Source organism: Embleya sp. NPDC001921, assembly GCF_053594475.1.
In genome coordinates, this window is sequence record NZ_JBSFEO010000021.1 from 17,095 (window position 1) to 33,573 (window position 16,479).

The 16,479-nt window shown below is 71.0% G+C and carries 21 protein-coding genes and 1 tRNA gene; 5 read left to right on the forward strand and 17 right to left on the reverse strand.

The genetic code is table 11. The features are described 5' to 3' along the window. Positions 1 to 162: 162 nt before the first annotated feature. On the reverse strand, positions 163 to 576 hold the full coding sequence (locus tag ACWCPW_RS24120) for an SsgA family sporulation/cell division regulator (protein WP_161356292.1): 414 nt from the start codon (positions 574 to 576) through the stop codon (positions 163 to 165). A 346-nt stretch (positions 577 to 922) separates the two neighbouring features. On the opposite strand from ACWCPW_RS24120, the gene ACWCPW_RS24125 reads away from it, so the two are divergent. Together ACWCPW_RS24125 and ACWCPW_RS24130 are read left to right on the forward strand one after the other, a co-directional pair. Then, complete coding sequence (locus ACWCPW_RS24125; protein WP_449763678.1) at positions 923 to 1,375, forward strand: TIGR02611 family protein; 453 nt, start codon at positions 923 to 925, stop codon at positions 1,373 to 1,375. A gap of 113 nt (positions 1,376 to 1,488) precedes the next feature. Next, positions 1,489 to 1,560: transfer RNA gene (locus ACWCPW_RS24130), tRNA-Val, on the forward strand. A gap of 100 nt (positions 1,561 to 1,660) precedes the next feature. On the opposite strand, the gene ACWCPW_RS24135 is transcribed toward ACWCPW_RS24130, so the two are convergent. From ACWCPW_RS24135 to ACWCPW_RS24190, 12 genes are all read right to left on the reverse strand, one after another. Then, positions 1,661 to 2,890, reverse strand: a complete 1,230-nt coding sequence (locus ACWCPW_RS24135; protein WP_449763679.1) for a site-specific integrase — start codon at positions 2,888 to 2,890, stop codon at positions 1,661 to 1,663. After that, complete coding sequence (locus ACWCPW_RS24140; protein ID WP_391587618.1) at positions 2,887 to 3,081, reverse strand: helix-turn-helix domain-containing protein; 195 nt, start codon at positions 3,079 to 3,081, stop codon at positions 2,887 to 2,889. Before ACWCPW_RS24140 ends, ACWCPW_RS24135 begins: the two co-directional genes overlap by 4 nt. A gap of 292 nt (positions 3,082 to 3,373) precedes the next feature. Continuing rightward, the gene (locus ACWCPW_RS24145) at positions 3,374 to 4,537 is read right to left on the reverse strand and encodes a DUF3631 domain-containing protein (RefSeq protein WP_449763680.1); all 1,164 of its coding nucleotides are present in this window, start codon (positions 4,535 to 4,537) and stop codon (positions 3,374 to 3,376) included. Further along, on the reverse strand, positions 4,534 to 5,940 hold the full coding sequence (locus tag ACWCPW_RS24150; protein ID WP_449763681.1) for a bifunctional DNA primase/polymerase: 1,407 nt from the start codon (positions 5,938 to 5,940) through the stop codon (positions 4,534 to 4,536). The genes ACWCPW_RS24145 and ACWCPW_RS24150 overlap by 4 nt, the downstream gene beginning before the upstream one ends. Then, positions 5,823 to 6,734: a hypothetical protein gene (locus ACWCPW_RS24155; RefSeq protein WP_449763682.1), complete on the reverse strand. Its 912-nt coding sequence runs from the start codon at positions 6,732 to 6,734 to the stop codon at positions 5,823 to 5,825. Before ACWCPW_RS24155 ends, ACWCPW_RS24150 begins: the two co-directional genes overlap by 118 nt. Further along, positions 6,731 to 7,318 (reverse strand): RapZ C-terminal domain-containing protein, encoded by a 588-nt coding sequence (locus ACWCPW_RS24160; protein WP_449763683.1) that lies wholly within the window; start codon positions 7,316 to 7,318, stop codon positions 6,731 to 6,733. The genes ACWCPW_RS24155 and ACWCPW_RS24160 overlap by 4 nt, the downstream gene beginning before the upstream one ends. 90 nt (positions 7,319 to 7,408) lie before the next feature. Next, entirely contained in the window at positions 7,409 to 7,876 is a 468-nt protein-coding gene (gene ssb, locus ACWCPW_RS24165; RefSeq protein WP_449763684.1) for a single-stranded DNA-binding protein, read from the reverse strand. Between the two features lie 94 nt (positions 7,877 to 7,970). Beyond that, entirely contained in the window at positions 7,971 to 8,207 is a 237-nt protein-coding gene (locus tag ACWCPW_RS24170; protein WP_449763685.1) for a hypothetical protein, read from the reverse strand. Between the two features lie 105 nt (positions 8,208 to 8,312). Then, complete coding sequence (locus ACWCPW_RS24175; RefSeq protein WP_449763686.1) at positions 8,313 to 8,657, reverse strand: hypothetical protein; 345 nt, start codon at positions 8,655 to 8,657, stop codon at positions 8,313 to 8,315. Between the two features lie 111 nt (positions 8,658 to 8,768). Beyond that, positions 8,769 to 9,008, reverse strand: a complete 240-nt coding sequence (locus ACWCPW_RS24180) for a hypothetical protein (protein WP_449763687.1) — start codon at positions 9,006 to 9,008, stop codon at positions 8,769 to 8,771. 318 nt (positions 9,009 to 9,326) lie between these two features. After that, positions 9,327 to 11,483 (reverse strand): hypothetical protein, encoded by a 2,157-nt coding sequence (locus tag ACWCPW_RS24185; RefSeq protein WP_449763688.1) that lies wholly within the window; start codon positions 11,481 to 11,483, stop codon positions 9,327 to 9,329. Positions 11,484 to 11,586: 103 nt separating this feature from the next. Continuing rightward, positions 11,587 to 12,648, reverse strand: coding sequence for a hypothetical protein (locus ACWCPW_RS24190; protein WP_449763689.1), 1,062 nt, complete (start codon positions 12,646 to 12,648; stop codon positions 11,587 to 11,589). A 634-nt stretch (positions 12,649 to 13,282) separates the two neighbouring features. Here ACWCPW_RS24190 and ACWCPW_RS24195 point away from each other — a divergent pair. Then, on the forward strand, positions 13,283 to 13,438 hold the full coding sequence (locus ACWCPW_RS24195) for a hypothetical protein (RefSeq protein WP_449763690.1): 156 nt from the start codon (positions 13,283 to 13,285) through the stop codon (positions 13,436 to 13,438). Between the two features lie 30 nt (positions 13,439 to 13,468). Continuing rightward, positions 13,469 to 13,654 carry a hypothetical protein gene (locus ACWCPW_RS24200; protein WP_449763691.1) on the forward strand — a complete coding sequence of 62 codons (186 nt, stop codon included), beginning with the start codon at positions 13,469 to 13,471 and terminating at the stop codon, positions 13,652 to 13,654. Positions 13,655 to 13,678: 24 nt separating this feature from the next. On the opposite strand, the gene ACWCPW_RS24205 is transcribed toward ACWCPW_RS24200, so the two are convergent. Genes ACWCPW_RS24205 through ACWCPW_RS24220 form a run of 4 tightly spaced genes read right to left on the reverse strand, consistent with a single transcriptional unit; the run spans position 13,679 to position 15,529 of the window. Next, positions 13,679 to 13,981: a hypothetical protein gene (locus ACWCPW_RS24205; RefSeq protein WP_449763692.1), complete on the reverse strand. Its 303-nt coding sequence runs from the start codon at positions 13,979 to 13,981 to the stop codon at positions 13,679 to 13,681. Further along, positions 13,978 to 14,820 (reverse strand): hypothetical protein, encoded by an 843-nt coding sequence (locus ACWCPW_RS24210; RefSeq protein WP_449763693.1) that lies wholly within the window; start codon positions 14,818 to 14,820, stop codon positions 13,978 to 13,980. Before ACWCPW_RS24210 ends, ACWCPW_RS24205 begins: the two co-directional genes overlap by 4 nt. Next, on the reverse strand, positions 14,817 to 15,212 hold the full coding sequence (locus tag ACWCPW_RS24215; protein WP_449763694.1) for a hypothetical protein: 396 nt from the start codon (positions 15,210 to 15,212) through the stop codon (positions 14,817 to 14,819). The genes ACWCPW_RS24210 and ACWCPW_RS24215 overlap by 4 nt, the downstream gene beginning before the upstream one ends. After that, positions 15,209 to 15,529, reverse strand: a complete 321-nt coding sequence (locus ACWCPW_RS24220; RefSeq protein WP_449763695.1) for a hypothetical protein — start codon at positions 15,527 to 15,529, stop codon at positions 15,209 to 15,211. Before ACWCPW_RS24220 ends, ACWCPW_RS24215 begins: the two co-directional genes overlap by 4 nt. A gap of 480 nt (positions 15,530 to 16,009) precedes the next feature. On the opposite strand from ACWCPW_RS24220, the gene ACWCPW_RS24225 reads away from it, so the two are divergent. Then, positions 16,010 to 16,366 (forward strand): GntR family transcriptional regulator, encoded by a 357-nt coding sequence (locus ACWCPW_RS24225; protein WP_449763696.1) that lies wholly within the window; start codon positions 16,010 to 16,012, stop codon positions 16,364 to 16,366. The last annotated feature ends 113 nt before the right edge of the window (positions 16,367 to 16,479 follow it).

Genomic DNA, 16,479 nt, shown 5'->3' on the forward strand with positions numbered 1-16,479 from the left:
ACTCGTCCGGCGGTCACGGCGACCGGGGGAGGGGTGGGCGGATGTCCCGTGGCAGGACGTGAAAACGCTCCGCCGCCCCCACCTTGTGGACGGTGGGTGCGGCGGAGCGGTGACGTACGTACCCGGCGCTGCGGACAGGGGCGTGCCCGCCGTTCCGGGGGTTCAGTTCTCGGCGAGGATCTGCGAAAGCTCCCGGTCGAGATCGAAGAAGCGATGCTCGTTGCCGGGGGTGACGGCAGCGTTCGTACGCTTCAGGAACGACTCCAGCGCCCGTGCGGGCGCTTCGAGCAGGGCCTCACCCTCCGGCGAACTGAGGGCGATGCAGACGATGCTCTGTCCGTGGCTCCGGGAGGGCCACACACGAACGTCGCCGGTGCCGGAGGGCTGACGCAGCCCGTCCGCGAGAAGGTCGCGGGCGAAGACCCAATCGACCGTCTCATCGGCACCCGTGTGGAAGGTCGCATGCACGGCGTACGGGTCCGACGAGTCGTAGCGCAGCCCCGCGGGGACTGGCAATGAAGACTCGCTCGAGACGACGAGGCGCAGGTGCAGCTCACAGCTGACCGTGGTGTTCATAAGCGCCATGGCCTTTCGCTCAGTGTGCGCTCGGGGATTCGCACGTCGGCGTTCGCAACATCCCACCTGCGGACCTCTTGTAAACGTCTCTGCCCGATATACGGGCGTCTGGGTACTCCTTAAGAGCGATGCGGAGGTGTAACGTTCGCCCGCATGATTTCCGGAAGGGAACAGGCGTTCAGTTCATGCCACGAGCGGACCCGCTCCGCACCGTCGGGCCTGCACCGAACCTCTGCCCCCTTGTAGCGTTGTCAAGCCAGGCCCGAGCCATGATTGACTCCGGCCGCAGGCCAGACGGAGGTGCCCGGTGAACGACGGCCGGTACGACGAGAGAGGAAGGCCAACGATGGACACGGGGGTCGCGGAGAACAGCGCGCACGCCACACGGGAACCCGCCGCCGACCAGGACGCCCCGAGCGACCCGGCCGGCAAGCAGGCGAAACCATTCGGCTCCCGCGCACCCGCATTCATCAAGCGCTCGAAGCCACTGCACATGACCTGGCAGATCGGCGTCGCCGTCATCGGCTTCGCGATCATCGTCGCCGGCATCATCATGCTCCCGCTCCCGGGGCCCGGCTGGGCGGTCATCTTCCTCGGCCTGGCCGTCCTGGGCACCGAGTTCGTCTGGGCCCAGCGCACCCTCCTGTGGACCAAGGACAAGGTCACCAAGGCCGCCAACCGAGCCCTGGACCCCAAGACCCGCCGCCGCAACATGATCATGCTCGCGATCGGCCTCATCCTGATCGCCGCAGCCGTGGGCCTGTACCTGTGGAAGTACGGAATGGCCCTCCCCTTCTGACCCCGCCCCGGCCGCCGGGCCACCACCACGAGGTGCCCGGCGCCCGGCCCACGCGACCGGTGGAGGGTGGGCGCAACCTCCCCCACCCATGCGGTAATGTTCTCCCTGCGCCCGGGCGATTAGCTCAGCGGGAGAGCGCTTCGTTCACACCGAAGAGGTCACTGGTTCGATCCCAGTATCGCCCACCCAGGTCAGAGCCCCGGATCACGAAAATGATCCGGGGCTTTGTCGTGCTGCCAGCAGCAAAGTACCGCAACGGGTGGCCCGGAAAGCCCTCGCTAAAGGTCAGTCGAGCCACTCGCCCAGGCTTCGCAGAGCCTCGCGCGTCTGCTTGTCCGGGGCCTGGGCGTAGATCTCCATCGTGACCGCGATCTTCGTGTGGCGAAGGATCCGCATCACCACGCGCGGGTGGACGTCGAGCGCCACCAGCAGGGTGCCGCACGTGTCCCGTGTGTTGTGCACCGTGATGCGTCGAACCTTCGCCTTCTCGCACCGTGCGTCGAAGCTCCGGTTGAAGTTCCTCGGTTCGTACGGCGTGCCGTGGCGTGTGGAGAAGACGAAGTTCCTGTCCTCCCACACCTCGCCCGCGGTGGCCTGGTCTTCGTCTTGCTGCTTGCGCCGCATGCGCAGAGCCGCCGTGCAGATGTCCGGGAGTGGGAGCGGCACCTCGGACGCCTCTGTTTTGGCCGTGTCGGTGTGGAGAAGTTGTCGCCCGACACGCTGAAGCTGACGTTGAACGTCCAGCTCTCGGGCGTCCAGGTCGACCACGTCCCACGTCAGGCCCAGCACCTCGCCCTTGCGCATGCCCAACACGAGGATGAGGACGTAGGCGGCGAACAGCGGGTCGTTGTCGTCACGGGCCGACACCAGAAACCGCTTCGCCTCTTCGGCCGTCCACGGCTTGGCCTTGCGCTTGCTCCGCTTGACGCTGCTCACCCGCGTAAACGCGGCCACGTTCTTGGACAAGACCTCCTCGCGTACCGCGTTGCCGAGCGCCGACCGCAGCACATCCCTGATGTCTCGGATCGAGCGAGGGGACAGGGTTTGTTCGCAGCAGTGGGCCTTGCCGAGCGCGCAGCACCTTTGCTTCTCCGGCGGGCGGGCGGCGTCCTTGCCCTGTTCGCAGCATTGGCACAGCTCCGCGAGACGATTCACCCAGGTCTGGACGTCTCGCACGGTGAGCTTGTGGCGGGCCTTGGCGCCCAGGTGAGGGGCGATGTGGTTGCGGACGTGGGATTCGTAGGTGGCCGCCGCCGTGGGCCGCAGGTGGGGCTCCACGACCTCCTTGAGCCAGTACGCGAGGTACTGGCCCACGGTGGGGGACGTCGTGGCGACGGGGCCGGCCTTGGCGGCGGCGTGCAGCGCGAGCCACTTCTCGTGCGTCGCCTCGCGCGTCTTGCCGTAGGCGTACTTGCGGTCGCGGGTGCCGTCGGGCTTGGTGACCCAGACGTAGGCCGCGTAGCCGTTCCGGTAGGGGTAAATGGAGCCTTCGCCGTTGTGTCGCTTCGCAGTCACCTGTCGGCACCTTCGACTTCCGCGATGCGGGACTCCACGTACTCGTCCACCCACCGCGCGATGATCTTCCGGTTGCGCCCGTCCTTCACGGACTTCAGGCGACCGGTGGCGATCAGGTTCTTGGTCTTGGACTTGCCGAAGCCGAGCATGAGGGCGACTTCGTCAACGCTGTACCACTTGGGTTCGATCACGGTTCGAACGGAAGACACGGTTCCTCCGAGACGAGAGAACGGGCGAGGGGTGGGGACGGAGACTGCGAGGTCTTCCGCCCCCACCCCTGGAAGTCCGCTACATCCGCTATATCCGCTACATCGCAGGTCAGAGCCCTGTTTTCTGTAGCGGATGCGCGGGATGTAGCGGACGGGTGCCGCTACGGGCGCCGGGTGGGGGCTGTGGCGTGTAGCGGATGGGTAGCGGCGATGTAGCGGCTGATTTCGGCGTTCCCGCTACGTCGTTTCCGCAGGTCAGATGGGGTATTGAAGATCATGTAGCGGATGTAGCGGACTTTTCGGGGGGTGGGGGGCAGTACCGGGTCCACGCGTCTTGGAGATCGGTGGCGTAGTAGCCCTTGACGACGGCTCCGGACGCGGTTCGGATGTTGCGCGCGACGATGGGCGTGTTGTCGGCGGTGACGTACTCGCGCAGCCATTTGGCGAGTGAACGGGAGTCGAGGGGGCGGCCGTTGACGTCGCCCCAGGGAGCGTCGTCCTTGGCGACGAGTTCGCCGATGATCGCTGCGGTGGGGATGCGGTCGGCGCCGTTGAACACGTGGTCGCGCAGGTCGGTCAACAACCGGATGCCCAGCGATCCCTTGTCGCCCGCGGTAGTGGCCTCCACCAACTCCACGCACGCCACGCGGGCACGCTCGGGCCAGTGGCCGCCCACCGCGTCCGCGATGGCGAGCAGAGGCTCCCACACGTCCGCCGGTCGGTCGGTCACCCCCTCGGGCAGTGCCGGCCAGGCGCCCGCGATGCGTTCGCGGGCGGTGTTCGCCCACTTGGCGAGGCGATCGCGTAGGGCGTTGCCCTCGGGGGTGTGCAGGCGCGCCCGGAAGGCTTCCACTCGTTCGTTCGGTGCGCGGCGGCGCATGCGGATGATGATCGAGCGGGTCAGGATCGTGTCCGGCAGGGAGCCGAGTCCGGCGACCGCGACGGCGCAGTACGAGGGGAACGCCACCACGGTCTGGTTCGATCCGTCCCCGACGCACCGGTAGGTGACACCGGAGCGCCGGTGTCCGGCGTTGATCCAGCCCCTGAGTTGCTCGTTGTCCCCGGCCTTGGGGCCGAAGATGGTGTCGATCTCGTCGAACAAGACCGTGGGCGGGCTCTCCCCGGCGGATACGGACCGAAAGAGCGCGGACGCGGACGCGTCCACTGCGACCATCGGATTGGGCACCAGGGTTTCCTGGATCTCCAGGGCTCGGCTCTTGCCGCTGCCGGGTTCGGGCGACAGGAACGCCATGCGCGGTGTGGAGTCGAAGCAGTCCAGCAGGTGCGCATGTGCGTCCCACAACGTCACGGCCACGTAGGCCGATTCGGAGGGGAACACGTTGAACCTGCGGTGAAACGCCTCGACTTCGTCCAATAGAAGCGCGCCGTCCTCGGGCGCGTCACCGGCCAATGGGTGGGTGTTGAAGGGGCTGGTCATGCGGCCTTCCCGCTGTTGTGGGCGATCGACCAGTTCAGTGCGCTGGTGATCGCGGGTCGGCTCTCGTTCTCGGTGAGCCCGGCACAGGACGCTGCGGCCGTGAGGTCGTTCTCCACGGTGCGGCGGTCGAGGTCTCCGGAGGCGACGAAGCGGCCCAGGGCACGCGCGGCGCGCACGAGTGCCGCGTTGCGCGTACCTTCTTGCGTGCCGGCCACCAGGGCCACCTCGTTGCGCAGGGCCGCACTCGCGTAGGCACTCGCGCCGACCGGTGTGTGGGGCATCACCGGAATCCGGCGCGCCGCGGGTTCGGGCCGGAGCATCTCGAGCAGCCAGGTGGGGAGTTCGGCGGGTTCGCGGTCGGTGAGGACGCGGTAGAGCCGGTCGTCCACGACGCTTCCGGGGGCGACGACGTAGCCGCCGTGGGCGCGGGTGTCGACCTTCCAGCCGAGCTTGCCCGCGGTGTTGCGCAGCCGGGCGCCGTCCGGCGCCCGGTGGTAGAGGTGCCGTCCGCCGGTGGGGGTGGCCACGGTGAACGTGTCGTCGGGGTAGGGCTGTCCGGCGTCGGCGGCCAGGAGCGCGAGCACGTCCGCGCCGTCGGTCACCCCTCGCTCGTTCCATGCCGGGGGCGGGTCGTCGTGGTCGTGCTTGGGCATGTCGAGGTCGATGACGACCAGTCCGGAGGGGCCGGTGGCCAGTCCGATGTTGTAGGGGGCGTGGTCCCAGCAGCGGGCGATGCGGTCGGCGTCGGTGGTGGCGCGCGTCTCCCAGTCCTTGACCGCCGGTCGCTTGATCCCGGGGACCAGCGGGAAGACGTGCCATCCGCGTTCGGCCGCCGCGAGCGCGGCGGTCTTGAGGGGGTTGGGTCGGGTCATCATGGTGTCCCTCCGGGTGGGCGAGGACGAGGGTTCGAAGATGTGTCGGGTGGTGGGGATGCCGGCCTGTTCGGCGGCGTTCGCGCAGTGGGTGGCGCCGGGTGAGGCGTCGCGGATGAACGCGAGACATCGATCGGCGCCCAGCGCGACCATCGCGAGATTGCGCATGATCCCGGCGCGGCGCCCGAGGGCGCGCCAATCGGCCGGGTGGGGCTCCTCGGTGACGCCCTGCTTGCGGTGGTCGCGGGCCCAGATCGCGGCGTGCGCGTCGACGCCGCGCGGGCACGCGCCGTGCACCACGACCAGCCCGGCGCGGGCCTGTTCGAGCAGCGCGCCGAGGGCGGTGCGCACGGGCTTTGGGTCCTCCCACGCACGCGATCCGGTGACCAGCATTCGCATCACGGTCGGGGCCGTCATGACGCAACCGCGAGATCGTCCGGGCATCCCCAGGGCGAGCAGCCGCCCCGGTGTTCGTTCTCGATCTGGTCGTCGGCGTACTGGGCGAGGACGTCGCCTTGCCGGTCCTTCCATTCGCGGGACGTGATCCGGTCGATCGGCGCCTGATCGAGTGGCAGGCACGAGCGGTGCAGGTACTCGCGGATGCCGTTTGAGCGTGGGGTGGTGCGGAGGGCGTGGTCGAAGGCGACGGCCTGGGCCCATTCGTCGGGGTGGTCGTCGCGTAGTTGTCGCCATTCGGGGTCGGTGTGCATGGGGCAGCCGATGCAGGCGCTGCGCGGGGTGGACGCCCAGCCGTGCGCGCGCAGGTAGCGCCGGCAGTCGGTGCGGGTCCAGCCGGTGTGTCCGTCGGCCGCCCCGGGCAGGTCGAGCAGCGGGAAGTTGTTGACCAGGTACCGCCGCCGCGAGTCCTTCGCGCGATGCAGTTCGTCGCGACTGATCCCTACGTCCTGGAGCGCGTACACGCCGTCCGGGACCTTGCGCGGGTGCGGATAGCCGAGGCGTTCGCGGACGAGGCGCTTGAGTTCGTCCAGCTTGTACTGCTTGGTGCATTGGCGTTGGCCGATGCCGCGGGTGCCGTCGGGGTGCACGATGTGCACCGGCATCGTGACGAACCCCCGGGCGAGCCCCTCCGCCCGGACGTCGCCCGCGGTGACGCGGACGACCTCGATCCCGGCGGGGCGCGCGATCTCGGTCTCGATCCGGTCCAGGTGGGTGTGGACGCGGGCGGGTTCCCACCCGGTATCCGCGAAGGCAGCCAGGTCGTAGGTGGGGATGCGGCCCTGGGCGGAGAGCAGGAGGAGAGCGGTGGACTGGACTCCGGCGCCGAGGGACAGCACGCGCAGGGCCGGTGCGGTCGTGGTCGTCATCGACCCACCCGCCCGTCGCGGCACTTCGAGCACCGGGCGGTGACGAACTCCCCGTCCCGGGCGGTGTACCACTCGTATCCACCGCCCTGGCAGCGTGGGCAGTCGGGATCGGCCGCGGGAGTCCCGTCGACCGTGGCACGGCCGGGATCCCCGCCGTGGGCGTGCGTGATGGCGGCGGTAGCGTGCGCGGCGGGCGGCAGGAGGGGCCGACGGACGTCGCGGTGCCCGACCTCGACCCGGGCACATCCGTCGCCGAGGATGTCGGCGATGTGGCGGGCGATGCCGACGCTGCGGTGCCTGCCGCCCACGCATCCGCACGCGATCGTGATCGGGCCGGGAACGGTGTGGAACAGTTCGTGCGCGGCGAGCGCGATCATCGCGGCCGGGTCGCGGACGCCGGGAGTGTCCAAGACGTGCGCGTACAGGTCGTTGTCCAGGCCGGTGCGCTGCTTCATCGCCGGGTCGTGGTGCGGGTTGCGGAAGCGGCGGCGCAGGTCGAGGGTGATCTCGGCTTCGGGGGCGGGGCCGTGTCCGTAGCCGAAGGACACGATGCGGATGGTCCGCTCGCGCTGGTTGTTTGTCATGCTGGTGGTCCCTTCCGGGTCCTTGAGGGATACGGGTCGGGCCCGGGGCGACCGCCGGTCTTGGCGGATGGACGGTCGCCCCGGGGCGGGTCAGAACGGCGGGTTGTCGTCGGTCGGGGGCTGCGGGCTAGTGGCGCCTGCGGCGTCGAAGTCGCCCCAGGTGTCGCCGTTTGTCGGGGCGGCGCGGCGGGTGGTGGTGCGGGTGACGGTGGCGTCGGTCCACAGGAGCGAGGGGCCGACGTCGTCGAGGTCGAGGACCATGCGTTCGCGGGCTTCCTTGGTGTCCTTGTCGGTCCAGCGCTGGGTGGTGACGGTGCCGGACGCGATGACGCGGTCGCCCTTGCGCAGGGATTCGGCGGCGTGCTCGGCCAGGGAGCGCCACGCGGTGCACGCCCAGAACGTGGTCTCGCCGTCGATCCACTTGTTGGTGGTCTTGTCGAACCTGCGCGGGGTGGCGGCGATGGACAGGCGGGCCACCGGCACGCCACCGGTGGTGAACCGGATTTCGGGGTCGCGGGTGATGTTCCCGACGACGGTGATGGGGGTCGCGTTGCTCACGGCGGGTCTCCCGAAATGGTGGGCTCGGATCGGCCGTTCGGCCGTCCTCCACGGTCCCGGACGCGTAGTCCGGGGCCATGGGGCACGGCCGGGGCTACCAGTCGCCGTAGGTGCAGACGACCGAACAGCCCGACTTGCGGCAGTTGTGGTTGCGGATCTCGTCGACGCGGCGGGCGTCGAGGGCGTCGCGCTCCCTGGCGGTCCCGTACCAGACCACCGGCGCCGCTCCGGCGATCAGTTCGTCGCAGCGCGGGCAGCCCTCGGTCTTGCGGCCGAACACGGGTCCGCGCCCGTTGTTGCAGGTGTGCTTGGTCGTCTTCTCGTGTGCCATCGAATTTCGTCCTTTCGAGCCTTCGAGGGGGTTCGGGCGGTCGGGTCCGGCCGTCCTCCACGACCCCGGGGGTGCGTGGTCCGGGGTCATGGGGAGCGGTCGGGGTCAGGCGAAGATGCCACTGACGGCCTGGACTCCGGCGGTGACGACCTGGTCTCCGGCCTGTGCGGCGGTGAGCGAGATGGAGGATCCGGCGAGCATCACCCCGGCGACGAACGCCACGAGGGCGATGCCGATGGTGCGGCGGTGGTGGGCCCAGGCGCCGACGATGAGCGCGAGGATGACGCCGCTGCCGATGCTGATGGCGGTGCCGCCCGCCCCGCTCTTCGCGGGGGATTCGGCCGTGGCCGCGAATGCGGCGGTGGGGGTGAGCGCGAGGACGGCGGCTGTGCCGATGACGGCGGCGATCCTGCGGATGGTGCGCGTGCGGGTGTGGGTCGTGGTGCGCATGTCGGTGCCTCCCGAGGGCGGTTCCTGGTGGGCGGGTCGTGCGCCCACGGCCCGGCCGCTCACCCCCTGTGGGCGAGCGGCCGGACCGTGCGGGCACGGCGGCGGACCGGGTCATCGGTCGTCCGGGCGCCGGGCGGTACCGAGGAGTCGGGCTCCCAGGCGTAGGCGCAGGCCCGTTCCCCGGCAGCGGCGGCAGCGCCGGGCGGCGCACGGCGGGGTGTTGGGCGGGTGGTGGTGGAGATCGGCGCCGGTGCCCGCACAGCGGCGGCAGTGCCCCCACGGTGCGACGCGGCACACCAGCGCGTAGCCGGCCGCGACGGCGAGCAGCAGGAGAACATCGGTGACGGTCACGGGACTTCCTCCTTCGGTGACGGGGCGCCGGTGATGGCGCCCCGGGCGGGTGGCGTGGTCGCGTGGCGACCGATCAGGGCCGAGTCTGTGGTGACGGAATGTGTCGAGGCGTGTGGGCCCACACGGGCCGCCGCTTGGGCGCCGAAAGGGGGCTCGGAGGTCCAATGCCCCTCTTAAGAGGCGCATGTGGGGTGGGTCTGTGTGGGCCCACACGGCCCACACACGCAGGTCACAGGCCCACACGGCTTGTGTGGGCCCACACGGCGCGTGTGGGCCCTGTGTGGGCCCCTGTGTGTGGGCCCACACAGGCCCGAATCGCTACGGGCGGTAGTTGCCGATGGCCTGGGCGAGGGTTTCGGCGAGGTAGCCGGAACGGGGCGGGCCGCCGTCGACGCGGACGGTTCCGGCGCCGGGCCGGGAGACGCCCACGGCCCGCATGAGTGTGTTGAGTTCGTTGCCCAGGCTCTGCGCGTCCGTGCCCAACGCGTCCGCGAGGTCGGCGGTGTACAACCGTCCGCCCGCCTCCTCCAATGCGCGGTGGGCGCGCGTGAGCAACTCCGGCACCGCCTTGCCCGCCGCGCCGGGCTCGCCCCACTGGGTGGGGCCGGTCTGCGCGAGCACGGCCGCGAACGCGTCGTCCTCGCCCGGGTGTTCCGTGGCGCGGTCGGGATCACGCAGCTTCCGCCGGGCTTGTTCGAGGAGTTCGTTCATCGCGGCGCCGTCGATCGGCCCGCCGGGTGCGGTGGCGGGGGTGGTGCTGGCCGGCCCCGCGGAGGGCTTGGTGGGGTTGGCGCCGGTCATCGGGATGCCGCGTTCGGAGATCGGCGGGCGCATGAGCGGCACGTCCGTCCACGGCCGGGTCGTCGCGGCCAACGCCTTGCCCTTGAACAGCACCGGGAGGGTGCGGCCCCAGCGCGAGGCGTAGTACCGACCCGAGGGCGTGTCCACGGTCAGCGCGTCCAGGGTGGGCCTGCGGTCGGCGAACTGGACCGACAACGACCCGATGCGCGAGGGCTTGAGCCGTTCGGCCTTGAACGGGCGGGCGGGCATCGTGATGCCGTCGGCGCCGGGGTAGGAGACGTGGCCGCTGCCCTGGTGGCGGGCGGCGCGCGGGTCCAGTCGGACGCCCTGTCCGTAGGGGAAGAGGTGGCCGAGTTCCTCGGGGTCGGAGACGCGCATGCCGATGCGGTTCTGGGACTGCTTCTTCATCGCCGGGGTGCTCACGTCGGCGGTCGCCCGCAGCCCGATGCTCATCTCCCGGAACCGTGTCGCCCTGCCGACGTTGATGACGGCGTTCAGCTTCTCCAGGATCGACTGGGGGAGTTGGGCGATCTCGTCGGCGACGATCAGGATCTCGGGGACATCCGGGGAGACGGGGATCTTGTCGTCGTCCACCGACAGCATCAGGTCCTGGTAGCCCGTCTTGCGCGCCGCCATGCCCTCGATCGCGACGTCGAGCATGATGTGCGCCTCCTCCTCCGTGGGCGCCACCCAGTCCAGGACTGGGCGCTTGGCGGTGCCGTCGAGGGCCCAGGCGCGCAGCCACGGCAGGGACAGGCCCGCGCCGGTGGTGTCGATGTGCCACACCAACACGTCGTTGGCCTGCAAGACCTTGCCGTTGACGACGTTCGCGGCGTTGGTCTTGCCGCTGTCGGTCTGGCCGATCATCACCGTGCAGGTGTCGACCATCGGCAGCAGCACCGGCGTGCCGTCGGGGTGACGGCCGATCTCGATCGGGTTGTTGATCGTCGTCACCGGCAACTCCCCGTCGGGGAAGGCGATCGTGGTGGCGAGGACGTCCACGAGGGTGACCCGGATCATCACCGTGCCGTGCTCCTCGCCGTCGAGGATCTCCACCCCACCGCCACGCGGAAGCCGCAACGCGCCCGCGATCACCCGCGCCGCGTTCCCCGGCAACGACTCCACACCCGGCGGCAGTTCGACCCGCACCGTGTACCCGACGTCCTCGGGCCACGGCTTCACGCCGCTCACGCTGTGCCCCTCCAGCCGGAACAGCGCCGTCAACCGCTGGTGCCACTCGGCGGCCTGCCCGTCCGCCCAGCGCTGGAGGAGCGCGGCGGCGCGCCCGGCGCGGGCGGTCTGCTCGCCCCGGGCGAGCCCGGTGGCGAGGACGAGTCCGGCGGTGGCGCCCGCCGCCCACACGCCGAACGGCGTCCAGGCGAACGGGGTGCCGTGCGCGATTGTGGTGGCCGTCCAGCCACCCGCCGCCAACCACGCCGCAGCGCGGGTGAGGATGTGACCGGCGGGGCGGTCCCGTCGCAGGTCCACCGTCGCCTGGGCGACGGCGCCCGCCGCGGCGACGGCTCCGGCGTGGACCGGGGGAAGGCCGGTGGCCGCGCCCATGGCGGCGACGCTGTAGGCGCCGCCGGCCACCAGTGCGGCGCCCATTGCGGGGGTGGTCTTCCACGACCAGTCCCACATGTTGGTGATGTTGGTGCTCGCGTTCCCGCTCATCGCGGACAGTCCTCTCGGATCGTGTGGTGCGAGTGGGGTTCGACAACGGCCCGCCACCGCGAGCGCGGTGACGGGCCGTGGGCTGTTCGAGCGGCGGGCGGGGTCAGACGTCCCACATGTCCTCGCCGGGGCGCGGCGCCTCGTGGTGCGAGATGTCCACCGCGTGCAGGCGCCGGGCGATCGGCACGATCTCCTGCGCGGCGCTGATCGCCCGCTTGAGGAAGCTCCCGATGCCCGCGACCGCTTCGGTCACGTCCTGGTGGACCGGGTACGCCTCACCGGACTGCGTGGCCAGGTGACCGATCGCGTGCGCCAGGCTCTCCAGGCCCTCGGGCAGGCCCTCGTACTCGGCGAGCACCTGCATCATGTTCTCGGGCGCCCACCGCGCGTACACCGTGCGGATGTCCTCGCACGACGCGGCGAAGTGCGACTGCCGGAACGCGAGCGCACCGTCCGCGCGGTGCTCGCCGATGTTCCACATCCGCTCGCCGTTGCGCGGCGTCTCGTGCCGCGCCAAGTCCTCCCGGTGCAGGTCGCGGAAAGCGATGTCCACCTCCTCGGCCGCCTCCGCCGCGAGCATCGTGTGCAGGTAGGTCTCGGCAACCGCCGCACCGACCTGCGCATGAGCCGGGAACCGCTCCGCCGTGGCACACGCCAGATCGCCCAGCGCCACCGCCGCCGACCGCAACCCGTCCGGGAGACCCCGGTATTCGGCGGCCACGCTCAACATCGTCGGCGGCGAGTACCGCGAGTAGGTGTCGCGCACCTGCTCCGCCCGCGCCGCGAACACGCTCTTCGTCACAGCCTCACCCCGAGAGGATCCCTGGGCGCCGGTCAACACCGGCGCCTCGCTGGTGGAACCGACGTCGGTCGGCTCCGTGAAATCCGTGCTCACGCCCTCACCGCGGGCACTGTCGCGCAGGCGTCGGGCGCGCTTGATCAGCCGCCGCCACACCCACGCCCCCGCACGCGGACCCCACATCAAGCCCGCCAACCCCAACCGGGCACCCGGGCCGACCCGGAACACACGGCCCAGACCGCCCAACAGGGCGCCACCGGCGGCGACGGCCAGGCCCGGGACCGCCGCGAGCGCACCCGCGCCCACCGCCGCCATCCCAGCGCCCACCGTGCGCGCCCAGTGCGGCGCGGCACGCTTCGCGGACACCTTCACCCGACCCGCGCGAGCACGCGCCGCCTGCGCCGCCCGGGAGGACATCACCCGACCCGCCGCCCCACGGGCCTGCGACAACGCACGCCGCCCGACCGCGCCACCACGCGTCGCGGCACGGCCCGCAGCCGCGCGCCCGGCCGCCAAACGACCCGCGCCGCGCGCACCCGCACCCGCACCGGCACCGCCCGAGGCGCCGCGACCCGCGAACAGGCCAGAACCGCCATGGCCCTTCGACCGGTCACCGCCCACGTTCGTCTTCCCGCGACCGCCGGGCCGGCCGGAACCGCCCAGGCGGTGCGCGGCGTTCGCCGCACCCAGCCCCGCACGGAACCCCGTCCCACTCGGCCCGCCCCCGCCCCGCCCGGCACTCTTGGCAGCTCGGCCACCGGCAAACGCGCCGCCGCCGCGCCCGGCTCGGGACTGCCCGCGTCCACCACCGGACGCACCCGCGCCCGCGCGTCGACCGCCGCCAGCGGACGGGGCACCGCCGGGGCGTCCGCCGGTCGCGGAGCGGGGCGAGCGTCCCGGCGCGGCACCGGGCATCCCCATCCGCGAGGCGACCCGTCCCGCACGCGGCACCCGCCCGGCCCGGGGCCCGCGAGCGGTGCGCGCAGCCCGAGTGGCGCGGGTGGCTCCGACGGCCAGGCCGGCCGCCGCCACCACACCGGCGGCGGCCACCACACCGACCACACCGGTCGCCGCGTACATGCCCGCGCCGCCGGTCGTGGTCGCCTCGGCCGCCAACGTCGCCACCGGCAACACCCGCCGCCGACCCGACCCCTGAGCGACCGGTGCGCCACTGTCACTCTCTTGCGTGACGGTCACCTCGATCGGCACCACCGGCGCGGCGGCGGTGGGCTGGTGGGTGGGGAAGGCTTCCGGCTCGTTGTCCGGCGAACTCTCGCGCGGGCCCGGGGGCTTCTTCGTCTTCGGCTTCGTCGTCGTGTCCGTCATGCTGGTTCGTGCTCCTCTCGGAGTGCGGGGGCCGGACGGGCCGTAGGAAGCGGGCCGGCCCCCGGCCTGTTCAGAACAGGGACTCGCTCTCGTACCGCTCCGCACGAGCGGCGCGGGCGGCCTTCGCGGCGGCGGACCGCGCCGGGCCGTGGCAGCGCGCACACCAGGTCGTCAGGTCTGCCGGGTCCAGGCCGACGGCGACCGCGAGCGGCGTCCCGAGATCGCGGGGCGCCACGATCAGGGCGTCGTGCCGGTCGCACCGGCCGCCGCTTTCCTTGTGGTGCTTGCCGCACTCGCCGGCGCACCCGCAGGTGTCGTTCTCCCGCCCGAGGACCGCGCCCCACAGGTGGGCGCCGACGATCGGCGGCCTCACGACGCGCCGCCCGACGTCCACTCCGGCTCACCGGCCGGAGGCACCAGACTCAGCCGTGCGGCGTCCACCGGGCCCGAGGAACGCGTTCCCCGCAGCGCTCGCGCCGTGTCCAGCGTGAGCTTGGCCTTCGGATAGCCGACGCCGATCTCGCTCATCACCCGCCGGTAGGAGACACGCTCGCCGTGAGCGCCCAGCAACGCGAGCACAGCGTGCATGTCAGCCTGCGACACCGTTTCCGGAAGCGCGTCCGGATCGACGGACACGGGTCGCGCATCCGGCGTCCACGCGGGAATCTCGGCAACGGGCACCGCGTCGGTGGGGAACACCTCGGAAACGGCCGTTCCCGCCGTGTCCCACGCGGGTTCGGAGCGCTCCCGCCGCAGGTCGGCGGCCTCCTCCTCCAACTTCCCGATCAGGTCGGCGATCCGGCGGCGGTACACCGTCACCGCCTCCGCCAACAGGATCAGCAACACCGGAGGAACGGAGTGCAGAACGATCCCAGCCGCGTCCGGATCCCGAGGAACACCGAACGACCCGTCCGGCCAGACCGACCCCCACACGTTCATCGCCCACGTCGCCAACCCCGCGAACAGACGCAGCGCGGTGGCACTCCCGCCCGGCCGATCCCCGAGGAACCCGTCCGCCAGGAGCACCGCTCCCAACGAGAGGGACACCATCGGGTCCAGCAACCACGCGATGTACCACGCGGTCCCGTGCTCGATCGCGAACAGCGTCACGTTCACACACGTGAACACCAACGCCAACCCGCCCACGATCAACAGCGCCACCGTCAACCCGCGATCGGCCCGGCGCAGAGTCACGATGCGCGGATCGGTCATCGCGCACCGCCGTCCCCGACGGGTGCGACGTGGCGCCACAGCACGACCCGGACACCACGCCACCGGAACGTCACGCTCAACCGGTGCGCGATCGGCACGCCGGACAACGGCGACTCGACCAGCGCGCCACCGGTGCGGCGGGCGAGATCCGCGAACACCGACCGCCATTCGTCGTCGGTCGTATTCAGGCCGGACGCCTGCCCGACGACCTCCCCGCCGTCCAGCGCGACAACCGACGCGCTCTGCGGAAGGGTCCACACGTAGACACCCGGCAACGCGGGACCGTCCGTCATCAGGGCCCGCAACGCCTCCGCCGCCCGCGCCATCGACTCCCGCTCACGACCGGGCATCGCCCCCCGGCCCGCTTCCGCCTCGGGGTGCAGGACGCTCATGCCGCCCACGCCCCCTCCCGCACCTCGACGGCCCCCACCGGAGCCGGAGCGGTGCCCATCGCCAGCATCTCGGCGCACACCGCCGTCCCCGGATCCACCGCCCACAACCCGGACAGCAACCGCTCCACGTGCCGGGCCAGTTCGCGATCCGTCGCCCACAGGTCCGAGAGGATGTCCCGCGCCGCGTCCAGCCGCGCCGCCTCCTCCTCCGCCGACTCACCCTCGACCCCGTCGAACAGGGCCCAGTCGACGCCGAGCGCGAGTTCCGCGAACTCGGCCCTCGTGGCCGCGTGGCGACCAGCAACAATGCTTCTCACGGTCGTACTCCCTCACTGGAGAAACGACCCACGGGGCGTCCGACGACTTGCCGGAAGCGGGCGCCCCGGCACACATCGGTGTGCCTCGTCCCGCAAGACGAGTGGCCATGACCCCCGACGCGCCGACGTGCCGCGCGCCGAGGACCAAGAGCACTCGTGCTGTGTCCCCTTCCAGGAACGATCGCGCTCCTGTTGGTAGGCAGGGACATGGCCTTTCGGCCTCATGCCATCCGGTTGCAAAGGGTTGCCGGTACCCAAGGCCCCACAAGGCCACTTGACCCGCCGAAGCGGGCCCGTAGACGTGCAAACGTGCAGGTCAAGCAGGCGAGAGCGACGTTCGTTCGCTTTGCTCGAAGCTCTCTGCCTCAGAGTGCACTCTGAGGCAGAGTTCGTCAAGAGCCTGCCTGTCGAGTGCTGCGCTGAGTTGGTCAAATGTGGTGCACTGTGTGGGCAGAGTGCTCAGAGAGGAGCCCTACCTACATGGCCGAGTGGTCCGGCACGCCCGCCTATGAACAGGTGGCGGATGAGCTTCGCCAGCGCATCGCCGGGATGAAGCCCGGGGACAAACTGCCTTCGCTCCCCAAACTCCAAGAGGAGTTTGGCGTTTCGGTGACGGTGATCAGAATGGCCCTTGCCGAGCTTCGTCACGAAGGTCGTGTGGTGACGCACCAGGGCAAGGGGGCTTTTGTTGCTGATTCCGCACTCGCCAGTCAGACCGGTAAGCGCGGGACCACAGACCTCGAAGCAGATTTGCGGGAGATGAAGAAGCTTCTCAAGGACCTGCAACAACGTGTCAGCGTCTTGGAAACCAAGTCGCAGGAATCCTCGAATAGTTGAGGCTTCGGGTCGCTTCTTCATGCTCACTATTGAAGCGGCCCGCAGGCGCTGGCAACATGCACTACATATGCACCCACGATGCACTCGCAGTGCACTTACGTGCACAACAAGCA

Coding starts and splice junctions, on each gene's coding strand:
- ACWCPW_RS24120 (WP_161356292.1), bottom strand. CDS start 576: ATGAACACCACGGTCAGCTGTGAGCTGCACCTGCGCCTCGTCGTCTCG.
- ACWCPW_RS24125 (WP_449763678.1), top strand. CDS start 923: ATGGACACGGGGGTCGCGGAGAACAGCGCGCACGCCACACGGGAACCC.
- ACWCPW_RS24145 (WP_449763680.1), bottom strand. CDS start 4,537: ATGACCAGCCCCTTCAACACCCACCCATTGGCCGGTGACGCGCCCGAG.
- ACWCPW_RS24150 (WP_449763681.1), bottom strand. CDS start 5,940: ATGGAAGGACCGGCAAGGCGACGTCCTCGCCCAGTACGCCGACGACCA.
- ACWCPW_RS24155 (WP_449763682.1), bottom strand. CDS start 6,734: ATGACGACCACGACCGCACCGGCCCTGCGCGTGCTGTCCCTCGGCGCC.
- ACWCPW_RS24160 (WP_449763683.1), bottom strand. CDS start 7,318: ATGACAAACAACCAGCGCGAGCGGACCATCCGCATCGTGTCCTTCGGC.
- ACWCPW_RS24170 (WP_449763685.1), bottom strand. CDS start 8,207: ATGGCACACGAGAAGACGACCAAGCACACCTGCAACAACGGGCGCGGA.
- ACWCPW_RS24175 (WP_449763686.1), bottom strand. CDS start 8,657: ATGCGCACCACGACCCACACCCGCACGCGCACCATCCGCAGGATCGCC.
- ACWCPW_RS24185 (WP_449763688.1), bottom strand. CDS start 11,483: ATGAGCGGGAACGCGAGCACCAACATCACCAACATGTGGGACTGGTCG.
- ACWCPW_RS24210 (WP_449763693.1), bottom strand. CDS start 14,820: ATGACCGATCCGCGCATCGTGACTCTGCGCCGGGCCGATCGCGGGTTG.
- ACWCPW_RS24215 (WP_449763694.1), bottom strand. CDS start 15,212: ATGAGCGTCCTGCACCCCGAGGCGGAAGCGGGCCGGGGGGCGATGCCC.
- ACWCPW_RS24225 (WP_449763696.1), top strand. CDS start 16,010: ATGGCCGAGTGGTCCGGCACGCCCGCCTATGAACAGGTGGCGGATGAG.